The following is a 17,908-nucleotide window of genomic DNA, read 5'->3' as shown; positions in this document are numbered from 1 at the left end:
GTTCCACGTGGAACCCCGTACGGCTTCCCGCGTCCGTTCCACGTGAAACGGACCGGCAGGAAGGACCTCAGATGACCGACCCGGGCCAGCGGCTGCGGAGCAGTCTCACGGCCGAGCAGTCGGCTCCCGCCGTCGAGTTCGACAGCCCCATCGCGATGGAGGCGCTGCGGGCCACCCAGGTCCTGCACGCGGCCGACCAGGAGCCGTTCCCCGCCCCGGGCCGCATCCGGGTCATCACCATCGCCAACCAGAAGGGCGGCGTCGGCAAGACCACCTCGTCGGTCAACCTCGGGGTCGCCCTGGCCCTGTACGGGCTGCGGACGCTGGTCATCGACCTCGACCCGCAGGGCAACACCAGCACGGCCCTCGGCGTCGACCACAGCGTGGGGACGCCGTCGGTCTACGACGCCCTGGTCGGCGACAGCTCGCTCGCCGAGGTGGTGCACCCGACGACGGCCACGCCGCTGCTCTCCTGCGTGCCGGCGACCATCGACCTGGCCGGTGCCGAGATCGAGCTGGTCTCCGTCGTCGCCCGCGAGTACCGGCTGCGCCGGGCGATCGAGACCTACCTGCAGGAGCTCGCGCCGGAGCAGCGCCCGCACTACGTGCTCATCGACTGCCCGCCGTCCCTGGGGCTGCTCACGCTCAACGCGCTGGTGGCCGGCGACGAGGTGCTGATCCCCATCCAGTGCGAGTACTACGCGCTCGAGGGCCTGGGGCAGCTGCTCAACAACATCGACCTGGTCCGCCGGCACCTCAACCCGGGGATCGCCGTCCGGACGATCCTGCTCACGATGTACGACGGGCGGACGAAGCTCGCCGACCAGGTCGCCGAGGAGGTGCGCAACCACTTCGGCAGCCTGGTGCTGGACACCGTCATCCCACGGAACGTGCGAGTCTCGGAAGCTCCGGGTTACGGCCAGTCGGTGGTCACCTACGACCCCGGGTCCCGTGGCTCGACCAGCTACGTGGAGGCCGCGCGCGAGCTGGCCCACCGCGGCGTCGCCCTGCCGCCGCTGCCCTCGCGCCCGACCCCCGGCACACCCGTCGCCGCCCCCGTGGGCACGGCGTTCCCCGACACCGACGCGGCAACCGTGCCCGTCCCCCCGTCTCCTGAGGAGCGAGCATGAGCAAGCGTGGCGGTCTGGGCCGCGGGCTGGCGGCGCTGATCCCCACCAGTGCCCCGGAGGACGAGCAGAGCCCGCTGCCCCTGGCGGACGACGGTGCCGGTCCGGCCGCTGACCCCGAGGCCGCACCGACCGCGCCGCCCGCTCCCCCGGTCCACCTGCTCCCCCCGGCGGCCCAGGCCGCGGCCACGGTCGCCGCGCAGGCCGAGGCCGCGGTCGGCGTCCCCGGCGCGCAGCTGCGCGAGGTCGCGGTGGTCGACGTCGTCCCCAACCCCAAGCAGCCTCGTCAGGTCTTCGACGACGAGGCGCTGGAGGAGCTCACGTACTCCGTCCGCGAGTTCGGCCTGCTGCAGCCGATCGTCGTGCGCGAGCGCCCCGAGGGCGGCTACGAGCTCATCATGGGCGAGCGCCGGCTGCGTGCCGCCCGCGCCGCCGACCTGAAGTTCGTGCCGGCGATCATCCGGGACACCACGGACGACGCGCTGCTGCGCGACGCCCTGCTGGAGAACATCCACCGGGTCCAGCTCAACCCCCTGGAGGAGGCCGCGGCCTACCAGCAGCTGCTGGAGGAGTTCGGCGCCACCCACGAGGAGCTGGCCAGCCGGATCGGTCGCAGCCGCTCGCAGGTCACCAACACCATCCGGCTGCTGAAGCTGCCGGTGAAGGTGCAGACCCGCGTCGCCGCCGGGGTCATCTCCGCCGGCCACGCCCGGGCGCTGCTCGGCCTGCCCGACGCTGCGAAGCAGGAGGCGCTGGCCGCACGCATCGTCGCCGAGGGCATGTCGGTGCGGGCCACGGAGGAGGCGGTCGCGCTGGCCGTCGCCGAGGAGCCCACGGCGAAGCGCCGGCCGCGGAAGTTCAGCGCGCCGGGCGTGGAGGACCTCGCCGGCCGGCTCTCGGACGCCTTCGAGACCAAGGTGAAGATCCAGATCGGCCGGGCCAAGGGCCGCATCGTCGTCGAGTTCGGTTCGGTCGACGACCTGCAGCGCATCATCGGCCAGATGGCCCCGGACGTCGCCGGACACCGCCCGGAGGAGTGATCGGACGACAGAGGCCCGGTTCCGTCACGGACGGAACCGGGCCTCTGTCCCTGAGCGACCGGTGCGGCCCTCCTGCAGGGAGGAGGACCTCGCCGCCTCAACCCCCGCCGGCTCGGGTCGAGACCGGCCTGCGAGGGTGGGGAGGACGGCGTCCTCCTTCAGCGGGTGGTGGCGGCCCGCCGGGTCAGCAGCCGGGCGAGGACGTCGCCGAGCGAGGAGCCGGCCGCCTCGACCGCCATCGGGAACATCGAGGTCTCGGTCAGCCCCGGCGAGACGTTCACCTCGAGGAAGTGCACCGCGCCGTCCGGCGTGACGATCGCGTCGGTGCGGGAGAGATCGGCCAGGCCGAGCACCTCGTGCACCCGGACCGCGAGCTCCGCGGCCCGGGCCGCCACCTCGGCCGACACCCGCGCCGGCGCGTGGTACTCGGTGAGGCCGGGCGTGTAGCGCGCGGTGTAGTCGAAGACCCCCGACTCGGGGGCGATCTCCACCGCCGGGAGCGCCTCCGGGCCGTCGCCGAGGTCGACCACCGACAGCGCCACCTCCACGCCGTCGACGTAGCGCTCCACCATCACGGTGTCGCCATAGGCGAAGCAGCTCACCATGGCGGCGGGCAGGTCCTCGACCCGGCTGACCTTCTGCACACCCAGCGCGGAGCCGCCCGAGGCCGGCTTGACCATGAGCGGCAGGCCGAGGCGGGCGACGATGAGGTCCAGCACCGCACCGGCCCCCAGCTCCCGGAAGGTGCTGTGCGGCAGGGCCACCCAGTCCGGGGTGGTCACCCCGGCGGAGCGGACGACGGACTTCGCGGCCGGCTTGTCCCAGGCCAGCCGGCAGGCGGCGGCGGGCGAGCCGACATAGGGGACGCCGGCGAGGTCCAGCACCGCCCGCAGCGCGCCGTCCTCACCCGTGGCGCCGTGCAGCGCGATGAAGACGGCGTCCGCGGGCGCCGCGGCCAGGCCCGGGAGCAGCTCGGCGTCGGCGTCGCGCAGCTCGGCCTCCACGCCGGCCCGGGCGAGCTCCTCGGCCACCTGGGTGCCCGAGGAGAGGCTGACCTCCCGCTCGACGTTCAGCCCGCCGGCGAGGACGACGGCGCGCAGCGGGTGCGCGACCGCCCCGGGCTCCGCGGCGGGGACGGCGGTCGGCTCGCTCATGCGCGGTCCTCGTATCGGTCGCTGTTGGCCGGGCCGACGATCGTGCCGGCCCCGGCCGCCTCAGCGCCGTGCGGTCCCGGGACGGCCCGGAAGGTGCCGGTGTCCACGCTGTCGAAGGTGGAGTGCAGGTCCAGCTCGGCCTCGATGACCCGGGCCAGCCGGCGCACCCCCTCGCGGATCTGGTCCGGCTCGGGGTAGCAGTAGGACAGCCGCATGTACTCCTGGCCCGACCCGTCGGCGTAGAAGCCGATGCCGGGCACGTAGGCCACGTGCGCGTTCACCGCGCGCGGCTGCATGAGCTTGGCGTCCAGGCCGTGCGGCAGCTTCAGCCACACGTAGAAGCCGCCGTCGGGCCGGGTCCACGTGGTGCCCGGCGGCATCAGCGCCTCGAGCGACTCGAGCGTGGCGTCGCGCCGCTCCCGGTACAGCTCGACGAAGTGCTTGACCTGCTCACGCCACGGCTGGGTGTCCAGGTACCGGGCGACGGCGTACTGGGTCAGCGAGGGCGGGCAGAGCACCTGCGCCTCGGTGGCCAGCACCAGCTTCTCCCGGACGGCGAGCGGGGCGAGCACCCAGCCCACCCGCAGGCCCGGGGAGAACGTCTTGGAGAACGAGCCGAGGTAGATGACCCGGCGGTCGTCCCGGGCCCGCAGGGCGCGCATCGGCTCGCGGTCGAAGCCGAGCAGGCCGTAGGGGTTGTCCTCGATGACCAGCAGGTCGTAGCGCTCGGCGATCTCCATGACCGCCTGCCGCCGCGGCTCGGACAGCGTGACGCCGGCCGGGTTGTGGTAGTTCGGCACGGTGTAGAGGAACTTCACCCGGTCGCCGGCCGCGCGGCACTCGATCAGCGCCTGTTCCAGCGCCTCGGGGATGAGCCCGTCGTCGTCCATCGGGACGTGCCGGACGCGCGCCTCGGCCGCCTGGAAGACGCCCAGCGCGCCGACGTAGGACGGGCCCTCGGCGAGGACGACGTCACCGGGGTCGCAGAAGACGCGGGTCACCAGGTCCAGCCCCTGCTGGGAGCCGACGGTGACGACGACCTCGCTGGGTGAGGCATCGGTGATGCCCTCGAGGGCCATGACGTCGCAGATCCGCTCGCGCAGCCGCGGGTCACCCTGACCGGAGCCGTACTGCAGGGTCTGCGCGCCCATCCCGGACACCAGCTCGCCGATCATCGAGCCGACCGCGTCCAGCGGCAGCGCGGTGACCGCGGGCATGCCACCGGCCAGCGAGACGACCTCGGGGCGGCTCACCACGGAGAAGAGGGCCCGGATCTCCGAGGTCTTCATCCCGTGCGTGCGTGCTGCGTACCGGTCTGCCAGCGGGTCCAGCCGCGGATGGCGCGGAGCGGGGTGGTGCACACCGGGGCCCGGGGGCGTCCCGGGCTGGAGATCGGCCACATCCCGAGTGTAGGGACCGGAGTGGGCCGACCTGCCGGGGACACGGGTCGGGACGGACCCAACCGTCACGGGTACATCGTCGGCCTACCGGCCTACCGGCCTACCGGCCTACCGGCCGACACCGCGACCGGACCACACCGCGACCAGGTGCCGTCCCCCGTGGCGTCGAGCCCTTGTCCGGTCCCACTCCCCGCGCCGCCGCGCAGGGCGGCTCACCCTGCTAGCGCTTCGCGGGCAGGATGAACGTCCCGGTGGGCGGGTCGGCCTCGGCGGGCAGGAACAGCCGCTGGACGGCGGCGAGGACGGCGCTGGCCACGGTGCTGCGCAGCCGGGCGTCGAGCAGCAGCAGCCGGTCGACCGGGTGGGAGAGGTAGCCGACGTCGAGTCGGACGGCGGGCATGCGGCTCATCCGCAGCAGGTCCCAGGTCTTGGGGTGCGAGCCGAGGTCGAGCAGGCCGGTGCGGACGACGACCTCGCGGCGCACGAGGTTGGCGAACTGCTCGCCCACGGTCGAGGAGGCTCCCGAGCCGGTGCCGTAGTAGTAGCTGGACACCCCGCGGGCGTGCTCGGAGCTGTGCGCGTCGGTGTGCAGGGAGAGGAACAGGTCGGCGTGGGCGTCGTTGGCGAACGCCGTCCGCTCGGCCGGGGACGGGTCCTGGTCGCGGCCGCGGGTCAGGTAGACGGTGGCGCCGGCGGCGGCGAGCCGGCCCTCGATGCGCGAGGCCAGGTCGAGCACGAGGTCGGCCTCGGTGGTCTCGCCGGCGGTGAAGCCGGTGTCGGTGCCGCCGTGGCCGGGGTCGACGACGATCCGCCGTCCGATGAGGTGCGGGCCGCTCTCCACGAAGCTGGCGCTCTGCCGCAGCAGCTGGGGGCGCCCGCCGGTGACCTTGCGGCCGAGCTGGCGCAGTGCTCGCAGGGTGGCCGGCCCGCAGGTGCCGTCGGAGGTCAGGCCGTAGTCGCGCTGGAAGGCCCGCAGCCCCCTCTCGGTCTCCGGGCCGAAGACGCCGTCCACCGGGCCGGCGTCGTAGCCGAGCTCGTGCAGCCGGTCCTGCAGGTTCGTGACGTCGTCCCCGCGCATGGGGCGGACCGGGTCGTGGTGAAGCAGCCGGTCGCCGAGGGACCAGCGCGCCTCGGACAGGGCACGGTAGGTCTCCTCGCCGACGCGGCCGTCGACGGAGAGCCCGCGCACCTGCTGGAAGTGGCGGACGGCGAGCTCGGTGGCCGCGTCGTAGACCGCCTGGTCCAGCGACGCCTCTTCCGCGGCACCCCCCGCCGGCAGCAGGGTGAGGGCACGCAGGGCGGCGTGCACGTCGGCCACGGCGGGGCCACGGTCCCCCGGCCCCAGGGGTTGCATGCTGCTGTCGGATGCCATCGTGGGTCGATTGTGGTCCCCGGGCGCCCGAGCGGCCCGGTGGGGCCCCCGCACGCGCGAGGGCCTCCTCCGCCGGCCGGCGGAGGAGGCCCTCGAGATGCTCACGTCCTCGAGAGGACGGGCCCTTGCTCAGATGTAGTCGGCGAGGTCCGAGAGGATCGCGCCCTTCGGCTTGGCGCCGATGATGCTCTTCACCGGCTTGCCGCCCTGGAACACCGTCATGGTCGGGATCGACATGACCTGGTAGTCGCGGGCGATCTGCGGGTTCTCGTCGATGTTCAGCTTGGCGATCGTCAGCTTGTCGCCGTGCTCGGCGGCGATCTCCTCGAGGACGGGGGCGACCATCTTGCACGGCCCGCACCACTCGGCCCAGAAGTCGACGAGGACGGGCTTGTCGCTGCCCAGCACGTCGTCGGCGAAGGTCGCGTCGGTGACCGTCACGGTGTTGCCTGCCATGGTCTCTCCCTTGGTTCGACTGGCTCGAGTGCCGCCGGTGTCAACCGGCGGGCGGATGGATGTATGCCCGGCAGGAGGACTCCCACCTCGGCCCCGTCCCGGGCCCCGCCCTCAGCTCGCGAGGGGTGGGGGGGACGGGGTCCTCCTTCAGCGCTCGCCGAAGGCGACGGCCAACCAGCGCTCGGCGTCGATCGCCGCGGCGGCGCCGGTGCCGGCCGAGGTGATGGCCTGGCGGTAGATGTGGTCGACCACGTCGCCGCAGGCGAAGACGCCCTCGATGTTGGTCCGCGTGGTCGGGTGCTCGACCTGCACGTAGCCCTCGTCGTCGAGCTTGAGCTGCCCGACGAAGAGCTCGCTGCGCGGATCGTGCCCGATCGCCACGAAGACGCCCGAGACCGGCAGCTCCTCGGTGGCGCCGGTGCTGACGTCGGTCAGCTTGACGCCGGAGACGGTCTGGTCGCCGAGCACGTCGACGACCTGCTTGTTCAACGCCCAGCGGATCTTCTCGTTGTCCTGCGCGCGCTGCTGCATGATCTTCGAGGCGCGCAGCTCCTCCCGCCGGTGGACGACGGTCACCGTCTTGGCGAAGCGGGTGAGGAAGGTGGCCTCCTCCATCGCCGAGTCGCCGCCGCCGACCACGACGATGTCCTGGTCGCGGAAGAAGAAGCCGTCGCAGGTGGCACAGGCCGAGACGCCGCGGCCGAGCAGCCGCTGCTCGTTGTCCAGGCCGAGGTACCGGTACTTCGAGCCGGTGGCGATGATGACCGCGTGCGCGCGGTGCACCTCGTCGCCGACCTTGACGATCTTCGGCTCGGCGGTGAGGTCGACCTCGGTGACGTCGCGGGCGACCAGCTCGGCGCCGAACCGCTCGGCCTGGGTGCGCATGTCGTCCATGAGCTGCGGGCCCTGGACGCCCTCGGCGAAGCCGGGGAAGTTCTCCACCTCGGTGGTGGTCATCAGCGCGCCGCCGAACTGCGAGCCCTCGAACACCAGCGGGTGCAGGTTCGCGCGGGCGGCGTAGATGGCGGCGGTGTACCCGGCCGGGCCCGACCCGATGATGATCAGGTCGCGGACGCCGTCGTGCTCGGCGGGCGGGATCGCGGGGTCCACGTGCTCTGCGGTCACCGCGGGGCCGGGGGTCGGGTGGTCTGTCGTCACGGGCGGCACAACGAGGATCGTAGGTGCGGCATTCCCGGTCAGGGCCCCCTCGGAGGGGTGTCGACCGGGCGGTTCACCCGGCCGGCGTGAGGGTGACCTCGGCGACCTCGGCCGAGAAACCGCCGTCCGACGGCGCCAGGCCGGTCAGCCACAGCAGCACGTAGCGGGTGGTCGCCGGCTCGTCGAAGGCCAGGTCGGCCGGGTCGCCGAGCTCGCCGCTCGCGACCACCCGGTAGGAGTCGAGGTCGCCGTCGCGCTGGTCGCCGACCCGGACCTCCGCGGTGGCGCCGGCGGTGCCGGTGACGCCGAGGCCGGTCAGGGTCTGCTCGGAGCCGAGGTCGTAGAGGACGCCGATGCCGTCCTTGAGGTTGCCGAACGCCGCGGACCCCCGGTAGGTCACCGTCGACCAGGCGGTGGACGGGTCGCCGTCGAAGGACAGCGGCACCTCGTCGGGGTTGTCCGGGTCCCCGTCGCCGAACGGGTCGTACACCCTGGCGCCGGTGATGGTGAGGGCGGGGCCGTCGCCGGGGTCGTCCGTCTCCTGCGCGGGCGGTGCGCTGGACGGCGGTGCGCTGGGGACGGGCGCCTGGTCGCCGGTGAGGTCGTCGGGCGAGATCACGTTGCCGAGCCAGACCGCCAGCGCGATGACGACGGCCAGCGCCGCCACCGGCAGCCCGACGACGAGCAGGCGGCGCCGGCGCGCGTCCCCGGCGCCGTCGTCCCGCGGGGGCGCTCCGTCGTCGTCGGCGTCGTCCAGCAGCGGCAGCAGGTCGTCCTCGTCGTCCTCGTCCCGGCGGCCGGGGACGGGCGGCAGGCTCCGGGCGTCCAGCGGCGGGTACGCGCCGCCGGAGGCGTCACGGGTCGGCGCGGGGTCGACGGCGACGTCCTCGGCCGCCCCGGCCGCGCGTTCCTCGTCGCGGCGCTCGCGCAGCCGGCGCAGCCACCCGCTGTCGGACTCGTCGGGGGCGCGCTGCGGCTCGGCGGTGTGCCCGGTGCGGGGGCGCTCGGCCAGCAGGGCGGCCATGGCCGCGACGCTGGACAGCCCCGCGCCGGGCTCGGTGGAGCGGGCGCGGCGCACCAGGGCGGCGAGGTCCGGGGGCATCCCCGCCGTCCGCCCGGCCGCTGCGGTGCCCGGCCGTCGACCGGTGAGGCAGTACTCGAGCAGCTCCCCGAGGGCGGCGACGTCCCCCTGGACGGTGCCGCTGGCGGCCGGCACCGAGCGCAGCCCGACCAGGCCGTTGGGCCGCAGGACGACGGTCTCCGGGCTGAGCCCGCCGACGGCCAGCCCCACCCGGTGCGCCGCGGCGACGCCCTCGGCGAGCCGGCGCAGCACGGTCCGGGCCTCCCGCTCGGGCATCGGGCCCTCGGCCAGGCGCTCGGCGAGGGTGCGACCCTCGATCCACTCGTTGACGACGTAGGCCGCGCCCCCGGACGCCGCGCCGTCCCCGCTGCCCTCGGCGGCGTCGTAGACCATGGCCAGCGCGGGCGTGGCCAGCCCGCCGGCGGTGAGCGCGCGGGTGATCCACTCGCGGGCGGCCGGCCCGCCGGGGGTGTGCACCCGGATGGCGACGTCGCGGTTGAGGATCCGGTCCTTGGCCCGCCAGCAGTGGATGACGCCGGTGGCGGTGGTCTCGGTGGGGCCGACCTCGTCGAGCGGCCGGTAGCGGTCGGGGAGGCCGGTGATCGTGGACGTCATCGGTGCGCCCGGCCCCCTGTCCCCTCCGTGCCGGCGGCTGGGTTGCCCCGGCGGCGGCGTCACGCCGCTCACCTGCGCCCCAGCTTGGCCCGGACGGCCGCCAGGGGCTCCTGGACCTCGGGGACGCGGGCGAGCACGAGCCCTCCGAGGGTCGCGACGCCGATGACCACGGTACCCAGCAGCACGGTGCCGAGCGACCCTGCCACCGACGGGCCCAGGGCACCGCCGGCCAGGGACACCGCCAGCCACCCCAGCAGGCCGGCGACGACCGCGACCGCGGCGGTGCGCAGCACCGGGCCCAGCGTGGCGCGGTTCTCCAGCGTCCCGAGCCGCCGGCGCAGCAGGACGTGCCCGATCACCCAGCCGGCCACGTACGTGAGACTGGTGACCAGCATCAGCCCGGCCACCACCCGCCCCGGGGGGACGACGACCGGCACGAGCAGCAGCAGCGGCACCCGGACGGCGACCATCCCCACCTGGACCAGCGTGGGGGTGCGCGAGTCCTTCATGGCGTAGAAGACCCGCAGCTGCAGCAGGGTGACCGCCATGGGCAGCAGCCCGAAGGCGCCCACGGCGAGCGCGACGCCGATGGCGCGGGCCTCGTCGGCGCCGGTGTTGCCGCGGGCGAAGACGACGACGGCCAGCGCGGGGCCGAGCACGGTCAGCGCGGCGCTGACCGGCAGCAGGCCGAGGGCCGACAGCCGGGTCCCGAGGGAGAGGTCGCGGACCACACCCGGGACGTCGGTGCGCGCGGCGGCCCGGCTCAAGCGCGGCACCAGCGCGGTCAGCAACGCGACACCGATGATCCCGTAGGGCATCTGGAACAGCAGGCTGGCGTTGGCGAAGCCGATCGAGCCCAGCCCGCCGGCGCGCCCGGCGGCGTTGGCGATGCGGGTGGCCACGACGACGCCGATCTGGCTGACCGCCACGTAGCCGATCACCCAGAGGCCGAGCCTGGCCGCCTCGCCCAGGCCGGTGTCGCGGAGCCCCCAGCGGGGACGCAGCGGGACGCCGGCCCGGCGCAGCAGCGGCAGCAGCACCAGCGCCTGCACGGCGATGCCCAGCGTGGTGCCGACGCCCAGCAACCACACCTGGCCGTCGGTGATGGTCACCGGCGTGAGTTCTCCGGGGCCGGTGGCGGCGAGGAACAGCAGGCCGGTGGTGATGACGACGACGTTGTTGAGCACCGGGGCCCAGGCCGGCGGGCCGAAGACCCCGCGCGAGTTGAGGATCGCCTGCGCCAGGGCGCCGAGGCCGTAGAAGACGATCTCGACCAGCAGGATGCGGGCCAGCCAGGTCGCCAGCCGGTACTGGTCGGGGTCCTCGTCCAGGCCGTACAGCGAGGTCAGCAGGGGTGCGGCCAGGATCGCCAGGCCGGTGACCACGACCAGCCCGACGGTGGCGACCGTGGCCAGCCGCTGGGCGTAGGCCGCGCCGCCGTCGTCGTCGCGCTCCTGGGCGCGCACGAGCAGCGGGACGACGACCGAGGTCAGCACCCCGCCGAGCAGCAGCTCGTAGACGATGTTGGGCAGCGTGTTCGAGGTGTTGTAGGCGTCGCCGACCAGGCCGACGCCCAGGGCGGCGGTGAGCACCATCGTGCGCAGCAGCCCGGTGATGCGGGAGACCAGCGTGGCCACCGCCATGGTCCCGGCGGCGCGCAGGATCCCGCGACTGGCGCCGGGCCGGCCCTCGCGGGCCTCGACCTCCTCGTCGGTCTCGTCGACCCGGCGCGGTACCGCGGGCAGCACCGGGATGAGCTGGGTGTCGTCGGGCCCGGGCACCCACCGCGAGGCGCGGCGCGGCGGCGGCACGGGCGGCAGGTCGCGGACGCGGGGCGCCGGCGGCGGGACCGGCGGCAGCGACCGACCGCCGGGCGGGGCCTGGGGGTACGGCGGCGGGGGCAGCGGCCGGGCCGGCGGTGTCCCCGGACCGCGGACCGGCGGCGGCTCCCGACGGGCGCGTTCGGCGGGCGGCGGCTCGCGCCGCGTGCCGCCCTCCGGCGCCGCGGGGCGCTCGGGAGCGGGCCGGCGCGGCGCCGCGGGGGGCGGCGGCACGGGGGGCAGCGGTCGGCGCTGCTGCTCGCGCACTCGTGGCTCGCTCACGAGTCCGCCCCGCTGGTGCTCGGCGGCCGCGTTCGCGGGGCTGCTGTGCTCGTCGTGCGAGCTCGTCCGCTCGCTCACACCGGGCTCCGCGTGGGCGGCAGGGGGACGGCCGCGCCCTCGGGCGCCGGGCCGCCGGGCAGGTCGCCGTCCTCGTCGCCGGGGGTGCCGCGGCGACGGCGCAGCAGGTAGCGCACGAGCCGGCGCAGGAAGAGCAGCCCGAGCAGCACCGCCGCGCCGATGGTGACGACGACCGAGATCGACCCGTACGCGGTGCTCTGCACCTGCAGCCGCACCGGGTCGCCCAGCGGCGCGCCGTCCGGGGTGGTGAGCGTGGCCGCGACGCCGAAGCGACCGGACTGGCGCACCTGGGTCGGCACCTGCAACGTCGTCCGCCGCTCGGGGCCGAGCACCTGGTCGCCGAGATCGCCCACCGAGAGCGCGTTGCCGCGGGTCTGCACCCGCAGCTGGACGCGCAGGGCGAAGGGCAGGTCGTTGCTCACGGTGAGCACCAGCGGGGCGTCGCTGGAGGCGAGGCTGTAGGTGCCGTCGGCCGGGGAGAGCAGGGTGACCCGATCGGTCAGCCGGTCCACCGTCGTCCGCAGGTCCGCGGCGGCCGTGGTGAAGCCGGCGGGGTCGTCGCGCCACGCGGCCGAGGTGGTGCGGGCGGTCGCTGCGTCCCAGCGCGCCAGCGCCGCGTCCGGGTCGCCGGCGACGGCGCTGGCCAGCTGGTCGCGGATCGAGACCGCGGCGGCGACGTCGGTCAGCCCCGCGGCCTCGAGTCCGCCCACGTCCGCGGGGGTCACCAGCTCGCCGGTGTCGGTGGTGGGACCGTCGCCGAGCTCGGCCACGGTGGCCGGCCGCAGCCAGGGGGACCGCGCGGAGGCGGCCATCATGGCGCTCACGCCGGCGGGGTCGGCGTCGACCTCCCGCGGTGGGGCCACCAGCACGCTCTGCTGCGCGCTCGCGCCGCCGGGCTGCAGGCCGAGCAGCGCGAGCTCGGCGATCGAGCGCTGCTCGGCGGCCCGGCTGCCCCCGGGGGCCCGCGCCGCGCCACCGGCGAGGTCGCCGAGCGCGGGGTCGGCGACCAGGGCCGGGACCTCGCCGCCCTCGGTGGGCACCGTCGTCCGGGCCGCGGCGGGGCCCTCGAGGCCGAGCGCGGCCGCGCCGTCGGTGAGCCCGCCGGGAGCGAGCACGACCTCCTCGACGCCGCCGTCCCGCAGCACGCCGAGCGTCTCGGGGCGCAGCGCGCCGCCCACCGCCCAGGCCAGGTCGGTGCGCGCGTCGACGCCCAGGACCTCGCGCAGGATGTCCGCGCCGGCGGTGCCGTCGGCCTCGACGTCGGCCGGTGCGCCGGTCGGTGGGGCGGCGGGGGCGTCGGGGTCGTCCTGCGCCGTCCCCTCGGTGCTGCCCGCCAGGCTGCGCGTCACCACCGGGGCCAGGCCCGCGCCGGTCAGGGAGTCGGCGTCGACGTCGCCGTAGGGCAGCGCGACCACCGGGTGGTCGGCGGCGACGGCGCGCAGCCGCTGCAGCCAGGCGGCGGCCTCGTCGCTGCCCGACCCGGCGTCCTCGTCCCCGGCGACGGCGTAGGGGCCGTCGGCCATGACCTGCAGCTCCTCGACCAGCGCCGGGTCGACCGCCAGGGTCACCCGGACCACCGGCGCCGGATCGCCGCCCTCGGGCGGGACGGTCTCGGGCAGCCGCTCCACCGTGGCCAGCGCGCGGTCCAACCGGCCACCGGCCGCGACCTCGGCGGTCAGCCCGTTGTCGAGGAACGCGCCGGAGGCGTCGCGGTGGGTGCGCTCGACCAGCGGCCACAGCCAGGCGACGCTGGTCGGCGTCGCCGGCACCACCGACGGCTGCACCAGGTAGGTGCTCAGCTCGCCGACGCGCCGACGCTCCCCGTCGGCACCGACGCCGTTGAGGTTGAGCAGCACCGGGTAGACGCCGTCGCGGTCGATCGCCAGCGCGTCGGTGGTCGTGGTGAGGGTGAAGGTGACCGAGTCCCCCGGGCGCAGCTCGCCGGCCACGTCCTGGAACGGCGTGGCGGCGGCGGCCGTCAGGTCGGGGTCGCCGTCGACGGCGTGCAGCTCGGCGCGGGAGTCCAGCGGCTCACCGCGCTGCAGCCGCACGTCGAGGTCGGTGAGCGTCTCGGTGCCGCTGTTGGTCAGCTCGCCCTCGACGGTGACCGTCGCGCCCGGCAGCAGCGTGCGGGGGTCCAGGCGGGTGAGCCGGACGGTGACCGGGCGGTCGTCGGCGGGCGCCTCGGTGGCGGCGGGGTCCCCGGGAGCGGCGGCCGCGACCGGGGTGAGCGCGACGAGCGGGGCGCTGAGCACCCCGGCGAGCGCGACGACGACCGTCGTCCCCCGGGTGGTGCGGCGGTGACCCCGCGCGGCGGACCGGCCGGCGACCGACCGCCGCCTCACGACAGCTCCTCGCCGGCGCTCGTCGCCACGGGGCCGCCCGCTGTGTCTGCCGGTGAGCTCGCCAGCTCGCTCACGCGCTGTCGGCGAGGAGGGCGGGCGCCCGCTCCACCAGCGCTCGCTCGTCGGCGTAGGCGAGCCGGGCGCCGAGCTCGTCGAGGGGCACCCAGGCGACCTCGGTCACCTCGATGTCGGCATCGGACAGGGCTCCCCCGATGGCGCGCAGCAGGAAGTGGTGCACGGTCTTGTGCACCCGGCGGCCGTCGGCGACGAACCAGAAGTCGATGATGCCGAGGGGGGCGACGACCTCGCCGATGATCCCGGTCTCCTCGGCGACCTCCCGGACGGCGGTGTCCTCCGGGGTCTCGCCCTCCTCGATGTGACCCTTGGGCAGCGACCAGAGCAGCCGGCCGCGGCGGTCGGTGCGGCCGATGAGGGCGGCGCGCGGCCCCGTGATGGGGTCGTCAGCCACCACCAGGCCCCCGGCGGAGGTCTCGTCGACCCGCCGCAACCGGCGGCCCGGGCGCCCTCGCCCGCCCGTCCCAGCCATGCCAGGAGGGTAGCGCGCGTCCGGCGACAGCTCCGGGAGCATCGCAGCGAGGAACGGACCGGAGCGCGGAGCCGGACGGGAGTCTATTCGGCGCGGCACTACCCTGGATCGTCGTGTCCGGTGAGCCTCCCCGTCCGACGACAGCCCCGGGAGCATCGCAGCGAGCGCCAGCGAGCGAGGAGCGGACCGGGGCGCGGAGTCGGACCAGTGTGAACAGTCCGACGACGGCAGCTGCCGTGCCCGTGCCGCCCGCCGTCCAGGAGGCCGTGCGCGAGCTCGTCGACCTCTCCCCCGTCCTGACCAGGCTGGGGCAGCGCTTCACCGACGCCGGCTTCGAGGTGCACCTCGTCGGTGGGTCGGTCCGCGACGCGCTGATCGCCGCTGGGTCCGGGGAGCCGCGCGTGCCCGGGGACCTCGACGTCACCACCGACGCGCGGCCCGAGCAGGTGCTGCGGCTGCTCCGCGGGTTCGCCAGTTCCACGTGGAACACCGGCATCGCCTTCGGCACGGTGGGTGCCGAGGTGGACGGCGTCCGGCTGGAGATCACCACCTTCCGCGCCGACCGCTACGACCGGGAGTCGCGCAACCCCGAGGTGGCGTGGGGTGACTCCCTCGTCGACGACCTCGCCCGCCGCGACTTCACCGTCAACGCGATGGCGGTCTCGCTCGGCCCCGACCGCACGGTGACCGACCCCTACGGCGGGCTCGGCGACCTGCTGGCCAAGCGGCTGCGGACCCCCGCCGCCGCCGCCGACTCCTTCGCCGACGACCCGCTGCGGATGCTGCGCGCGGTCCGCTTCGTCGCCCAGCTGGACCTGACACCGGTCGGCGAGGTGGTCGAGGCGATGACGGCGATGTCCGACGAGCTGGCGCGGATCACCCCCGAGCGGGTGCAGGTGGAGCTGTCGAAGACGCTGCTGCAGGACGCGCCGCGGGCGGCGCTGGAGCTGTTCGTCGCCACCGGCCTGGCCGACGTCGTCCTGCCCGAGCTCTCGGCGCTGCGCATGGAGATCGACGAGCACCACCAGCACAAGGACGTCTACACCCACTCGCTGACGGTGCTGGACCAGGCGATCGCGCTGGAGAAGGCGGATCCGCAGGCCGGGTCGCCGGACCTGGTGCTGCGGCTGGCGGCGCTGCTGCACGACATCGGCAAGCCGGCCACCCGCCGGCACGAGCCGCGCGGGCGGGTCTCCTTCCACCACCACGAGGTCGTCGGCGCGAAGCTGGTCCGCAGACGGCTGCAGGCGCTGCGCTACTCCAAGGAGGTCGTGGAGGCGGTCGCCCGGCTGACCTTCCTGCACCTGCGCTTCCACGGTTACGGCCGCGGCGAGTGGACCGACTCCGCCGTCCGCCGGTACGTCACCGATGCCGGCGACCTGCTGCCCCGGCTGCACAAGCTGGTGCGTTCGGACTGCACGACCCGCAACAAGCGGCGGGCCGCGGCGTTGTGGGCCACGTACGACTCGCTGGAGCGGCGGATCGGCGAGCTCTCGGCGGCCGAGGACCTCGCGCGGGTGCGCCCGGACCTCGACGGCAACGCGATCATGGCGATCCTCGGCATCCCGCCCGGCCGCGAGGTCGGCGAGGCCTGGAAGTACCTCAAGGACCTGCGGCTCGAGCGCGGCCCGCTGGACCCCGGCGAGGCCGAGGCCGAGCTGCGCGCCTGGTGGGCCGCCCGCAACGGCTGATCCGCTGCAGCCGGAGCCCCCGGCCCGACCGCTACGGCGACCGCTGGGCACCGGTCCTCGTCGCCTGGCAGACCCAGGGGGAGAACCCCGCGCTGGCCGGCGACACCGTCGGCGAGGCCGGCAGCCTGGCCGTGTCGCTCGGGGACGGCCCGCGGGTCCACGTCACCGGCACCGTCTCCCTCCACGCCGGCCAGTTCCCCGGGATCGCGGCGGACAGCCCCCCGACGGCGTCGGGGGTCGTGCTGCACGAGCTGGCCCACCTGGTCGGCCTGGACCACGTGGACGACGAGTCGCAGCTGCTCCACCCCGAGACCGTGCGCGGCGTCACCGACTACGCCACCGGGGACCTCACGGGCCTGTCCCGCCTCGGCCAGGGCCCCTGCGTCCCGCAGCTCTGACGACCCGGCCGGTCAGCGCGCCAGCGGGGAGCGGGCGACGTGCAGGGCGGTGAGCACGTAGGCCGCGCCGACGGCGACCACGGCGGGCGGCGAGACGCCGTCCGCCGGCAGCAGGTACGCCGCCACGAGCAGGGCGAGGACGTAGCTGACGTTGACGAGCATGTCGTAGACCGAGAACACCCGGCCGCGGACGTCGTCGTCCACCGCCCGCTGCAGGGTGGCGTCCACGCAGATCTTGACGCCCTGACCGAGGAAGCCGAGCACCGCGCCGGCCAGCACCACGGTCACCGGCAGGAAGGGCACGCCCAGCGCCGTCAGCAGGACGCCGCCGAGCGCCAGCAGCAGGGTCACCCACCGCGCCGTCCCGAGACGGCGCACCGCCCCGGGTGTCGCCACGGCCGCCAGCAGCGTGCCGACCGCGCCCGCGGCGACCACCGCCCCGACGCCGACCAGGCCCGCGCCGGCCGGTGCGGCGGCGCGGGAGAACAGCAGCGTCGCGAGGGTCAGCACCCCGAAGCAGAGCCGGTGCACGGTGATGACGGCCAGCGCGGTACCCGCCGGGGGGCGGGCCCGCACGTGCCGCACGCCGGCCACGAGGCCGGCGACCACCTGGCGGGCCGACGACGTCGTCGCGCTCCCGTCCGGCCCGAGCGCGCCCGGCGGGAAGCCCGCGGCGAGCGCCGCGGCGAGCAGGTAGGGGCCGGCCGCGCCGAGGGTCAGCAGGGCGTACCCGGCGTCCCCCGCGATGCCGGCGGCCTGCTGCACCGCGACCGCGGCCGCTCCACCCACCACCGTGGCCACCGCGCCGGACGTCGTCGACAGCGCGTTGGCCGGCACCAGGTGGGGGGTGGTGTGCGGCAGCGCCGCCGACAGGGCCGACAGCACGAAGCGGGCGACCGAGAACAGCACCAGCCCGGCGAGCAGGAGCGGCAGGCCGCCGGACCCGCCGGCCACGAGCAGCGCCAGGACGCCGACCAGCCCGGTCCGCAGCAGGTCGGCGTGCACCAGCACCTGCCGGCGGCGCCACCGGTCCAGCCAGACGCCGGCGAACGGGCCCACCAGCGAGTACGGCAGCAGCAGGACGGCGAACCCGGCGGCGACCGCCACCGGGTCGGCGGCACGCTGCGGGTTGAACAGCACCGTCCCGGCGAGGGCGGCCTGCAGCACGCCGTCCCCGAACTGGGCCGAGAGCCGGGTGGCCAGCAGCCGGCGGAAGCCGCGGCCGGCCAGCAGCGAGCGCACGGTCGTCCCCGCCTGCCGCACCCGGTCACCCTACGGTGGCCACCCCTCCCCACAGGGTCGACGACGGGCCGCAGCGGCACCCGTCGCGGGCGCGACCACTCC

14 protein-coding genes are annotated in these 17,908 nt (G+C 75.6%); 4 read left to right on the top strand and 10 right to left on the bottom strand.

What is annotated here, in order from left to right:
• Positions 1 to 71: 71 nt before the first annotated feature.
• A complete protein-coding gene (locus tag BLS21_RS16700; protein ID WP_091220978.1) occupies positions 72 to 1,130 on the top strand; it encodes a ParA family protein in 1,059 nt (352 codons plus the stop codon).
• On the top strand, positions 1,127 to 2,167 hold the full coding sequence (locus BLS21_RS16695; RefSeq protein WP_091220975.1) for a ParB/RepB/Spo0J family partition protein: 1,041 nt from the start codon (positions 1,127 to 1,129) through the stop codon (positions 2,165 to 2,167). The genes BLS21_RS16700 and BLS21_RS16695 overlap by 4 nt, the downstream gene beginning before the upstream one ends.
• Positions 2,168 to 2,325: 158 nt before the next feature.
• Here the strand turns inward: BLS21_RS16695 and BLS21_RS16690 are convergent, their stop codons facing one another.
• The 9 genes from BLS21_RS16690 to BLS21_RS16650 all read right to left on the bottom strand — a co-directional run bounded on the left by BLS21_RS16690 (position 2,326) and on the right by BLS21_RS16650 (position 14,475).
• A complete protein-coding gene (locus tag BLS21_RS16690; RefSeq protein ID WP_091220972.1) occupies positions 2,326 to 3,321 on the bottom strand; it encodes a D-alanine--D-alanine ligase family protein in 996 nt (331 codons plus the stop codon).
• Positions 3,318 to 4,721: an aminotransferase-like domain-containing protein gene (locus BLS21_RS16685; protein WP_245700490.1), complete on the bottom strand. Its 1,404-nt coding sequence runs from the start codon at positions 4,719 to 4,721 to the stop codon at positions 3,318 to 3,320. The genes BLS21_RS16690 and BLS21_RS16685 overlap by 4 nt, the downstream gene beginning before the upstream one ends.
• A gap of 220 nt (positions 4,722 to 4,941) precedes the next feature.
• Positions 4,942 to 6,093: an N-acetylmuramoyl-L-alanine amidase gene (locus BLS21_RS16680; protein ID WP_245700489.1), complete on the bottom strand. Its 1,152-nt coding sequence runs from the start codon at positions 6,091 to 6,093 to the stop codon at positions 4,942 to 4,944.
• A 129-nt stretch (positions 6,094 to 6,222) separates the two neighbouring features.
• The gene (gene trxA, locus BLS21_RS16675; RefSeq protein ID WP_091220964.1) at positions 6,223 to 6,549 is read right to left on the bottom strand and encodes a thioredoxin; all 327 of its coding nucleotides are present in this window, start codon (positions 6,547 to 6,549) and stop codon (positions 6,223 to 6,225) included.
• Between the two features lie 147 nt (positions 6,550 to 6,696).
• Complete coding sequence (gene trxB, locus BLS21_RS16670) at positions 6,697 to 7,707, bottom strand: thioredoxin-disulfide reductase (protein WP_245700488.1); 1,011 nt, start codon at positions 7,705 to 7,707, stop codon at positions 6,697 to 6,699.
• Between the two features lie 73 nt (positions 7,708 to 7,780).
• Positions 7,781 to 9,403 (bottom strand): hypothetical protein, encoded by a 1,623-nt coding sequence (locus BLS21_RS26240; protein WP_091220959.1) that lies wholly within the window; start codon positions 9,401 to 9,403, stop codon positions 7,781 to 7,783.
• A 68-nt stretch (positions 9,404 to 9,471) separates the two neighbouring features.
• Positions 9,472 to 11,583, bottom strand: a complete 2,112-nt coding sequence (gene murJ / locus BLS21_RS16660; RefSeq protein ID WP_245700487.1) for a murein biosynthesis integral membrane protein MurJ — start codon at positions 11,581 to 11,583, stop codon at positions 9,472 to 9,474.
• Positions 11,580 to 13,928 (bottom strand): DUF6049 family protein, encoded by a 2,349-nt coding sequence (locus tag BLS21_RS16655; RefSeq protein ID WP_091220958.1) that lies wholly within the window; start codon positions 13,926 to 13,928, stop codon positions 11,580 to 11,582. Before BLS21_RS16655 ends, murJ begins: the two co-directional genes overlap by 4 nt.
• Positions 13,929 to 13,998: 70 nt before the next feature.
• Complete coding sequence (locus tag BLS21_RS16650) at positions 13,999 to 14,475, bottom strand: NUDIX hydrolase (RefSeq protein WP_091220955.1); 477 nt, start codon at positions 14,473 to 14,475, stop codon at positions 13,999 to 14,001.
• A gap of 266 nt (positions 14,476 to 14,741) precedes the next feature.
• Between BLS21_RS16650 and BLS21_RS16645 the strand changes: the two genes are divergently transcribed.
• Entirely contained in the window at positions 14,742 to 16,166 is a 1,425-nt protein-coding gene (locus BLS21_RS16645) for a CCA tRNA nucleotidyltransferase (RefSeq protein ID WP_245700486.1), read from the top strand.
• Positions 16,145 to 16,564: a hypothetical protein gene (locus BLS21_RS16640; protein WP_175479602.1), complete on the top strand. Its 420-nt coding sequence runs from the start codon at positions 16,145 to 16,147 to the stop codon at positions 16,562 to 16,564. Before BLS21_RS16645 ends, BLS21_RS16640 begins: the two co-directional genes overlap by 22 nt.
• Positions 16,565 to 16,576: 12 nt before the next feature.
• On the opposite strand, the gene BLS21_RS16635 is transcribed toward BLS21_RS16640, so the two are convergent.
• A complete protein-coding gene (locus BLS21_RS16635; protein ID WP_091220949.1) occupies positions 16,577 to 17,827 on the bottom strand; it encodes an MFS transporter in 1,251 nt (416 codons plus the stop codon).
• Between the last annotated feature and the right edge of the window lie 81 nt (positions 17,828 to 17,908).

Origin of the sequence: Geodermatophilus siccatus, assembly GCF_900103785.1 — a bacterium.
Classification (GTDB): Bacteria; Actinomycetota; Actinomycetes; order Mycobacteriales; family Geodermatophilaceae; genus Geodermatophilus; species Geodermatophilus siccatus.
The sequence above is the reverse complement of the archived record's forward strand: the minus strand, read 5'-3'. Positions and strand labels throughout refer to the sequence as shown.

Bases quoted from the DNA above. Each gene is read 5' to 3' on its own strand.
- BLS21_RS16700 (WP_091220978.1), top strand. From the start codon at position 72: ATGACCGACCCGGGCCAGCGGCTGCGGAGCAGTCTCACGGCCGAGCAG.
- BLS21_RS16695 (WP_091220975.1), top strand. From the start codon at position 1,127: ATGAGCAAGCGTGGCGGTCTGGGCCGCGGGCTGGCGGCGCTGATCCCC.
- BLS21_RS16690 (WP_091220972.1), bottom strand. From the start codon at position 3,321: ATGAGCGAGCCGACCGCCGTCCCCGCCGCGGAGCCCGGGGCGGTCGCG.
- BLS21_RS16680 (WP_245700489.1), bottom strand. From the start codon at position 6,093: ATGGCATCCGACAGCAGCATGCAACCCCTGGGGCCGGGGGACCGTGGC.
- trxA (WP_091220964.1), bottom strand. From the start codon at position 6,549: ATGGCAGGCAACACCGTGACGGTCACCGACGCGACCTTCGCCGACGAC.
- BLS21_RS26240 (WP_091220959.1), bottom strand. From the start codon at position 9,403: ATGACGTCCACGATCACCGGCCTCCCCGACCGCTACCGGCCGCTCGAC.
- BLS21_RS16650 (WP_091220955.1), bottom strand. From the start codon at position 14,475: ATGGCTGGGACGGGCGGGCGAGGGCGCCCGGGCCGCCGGTTGCGGCGG.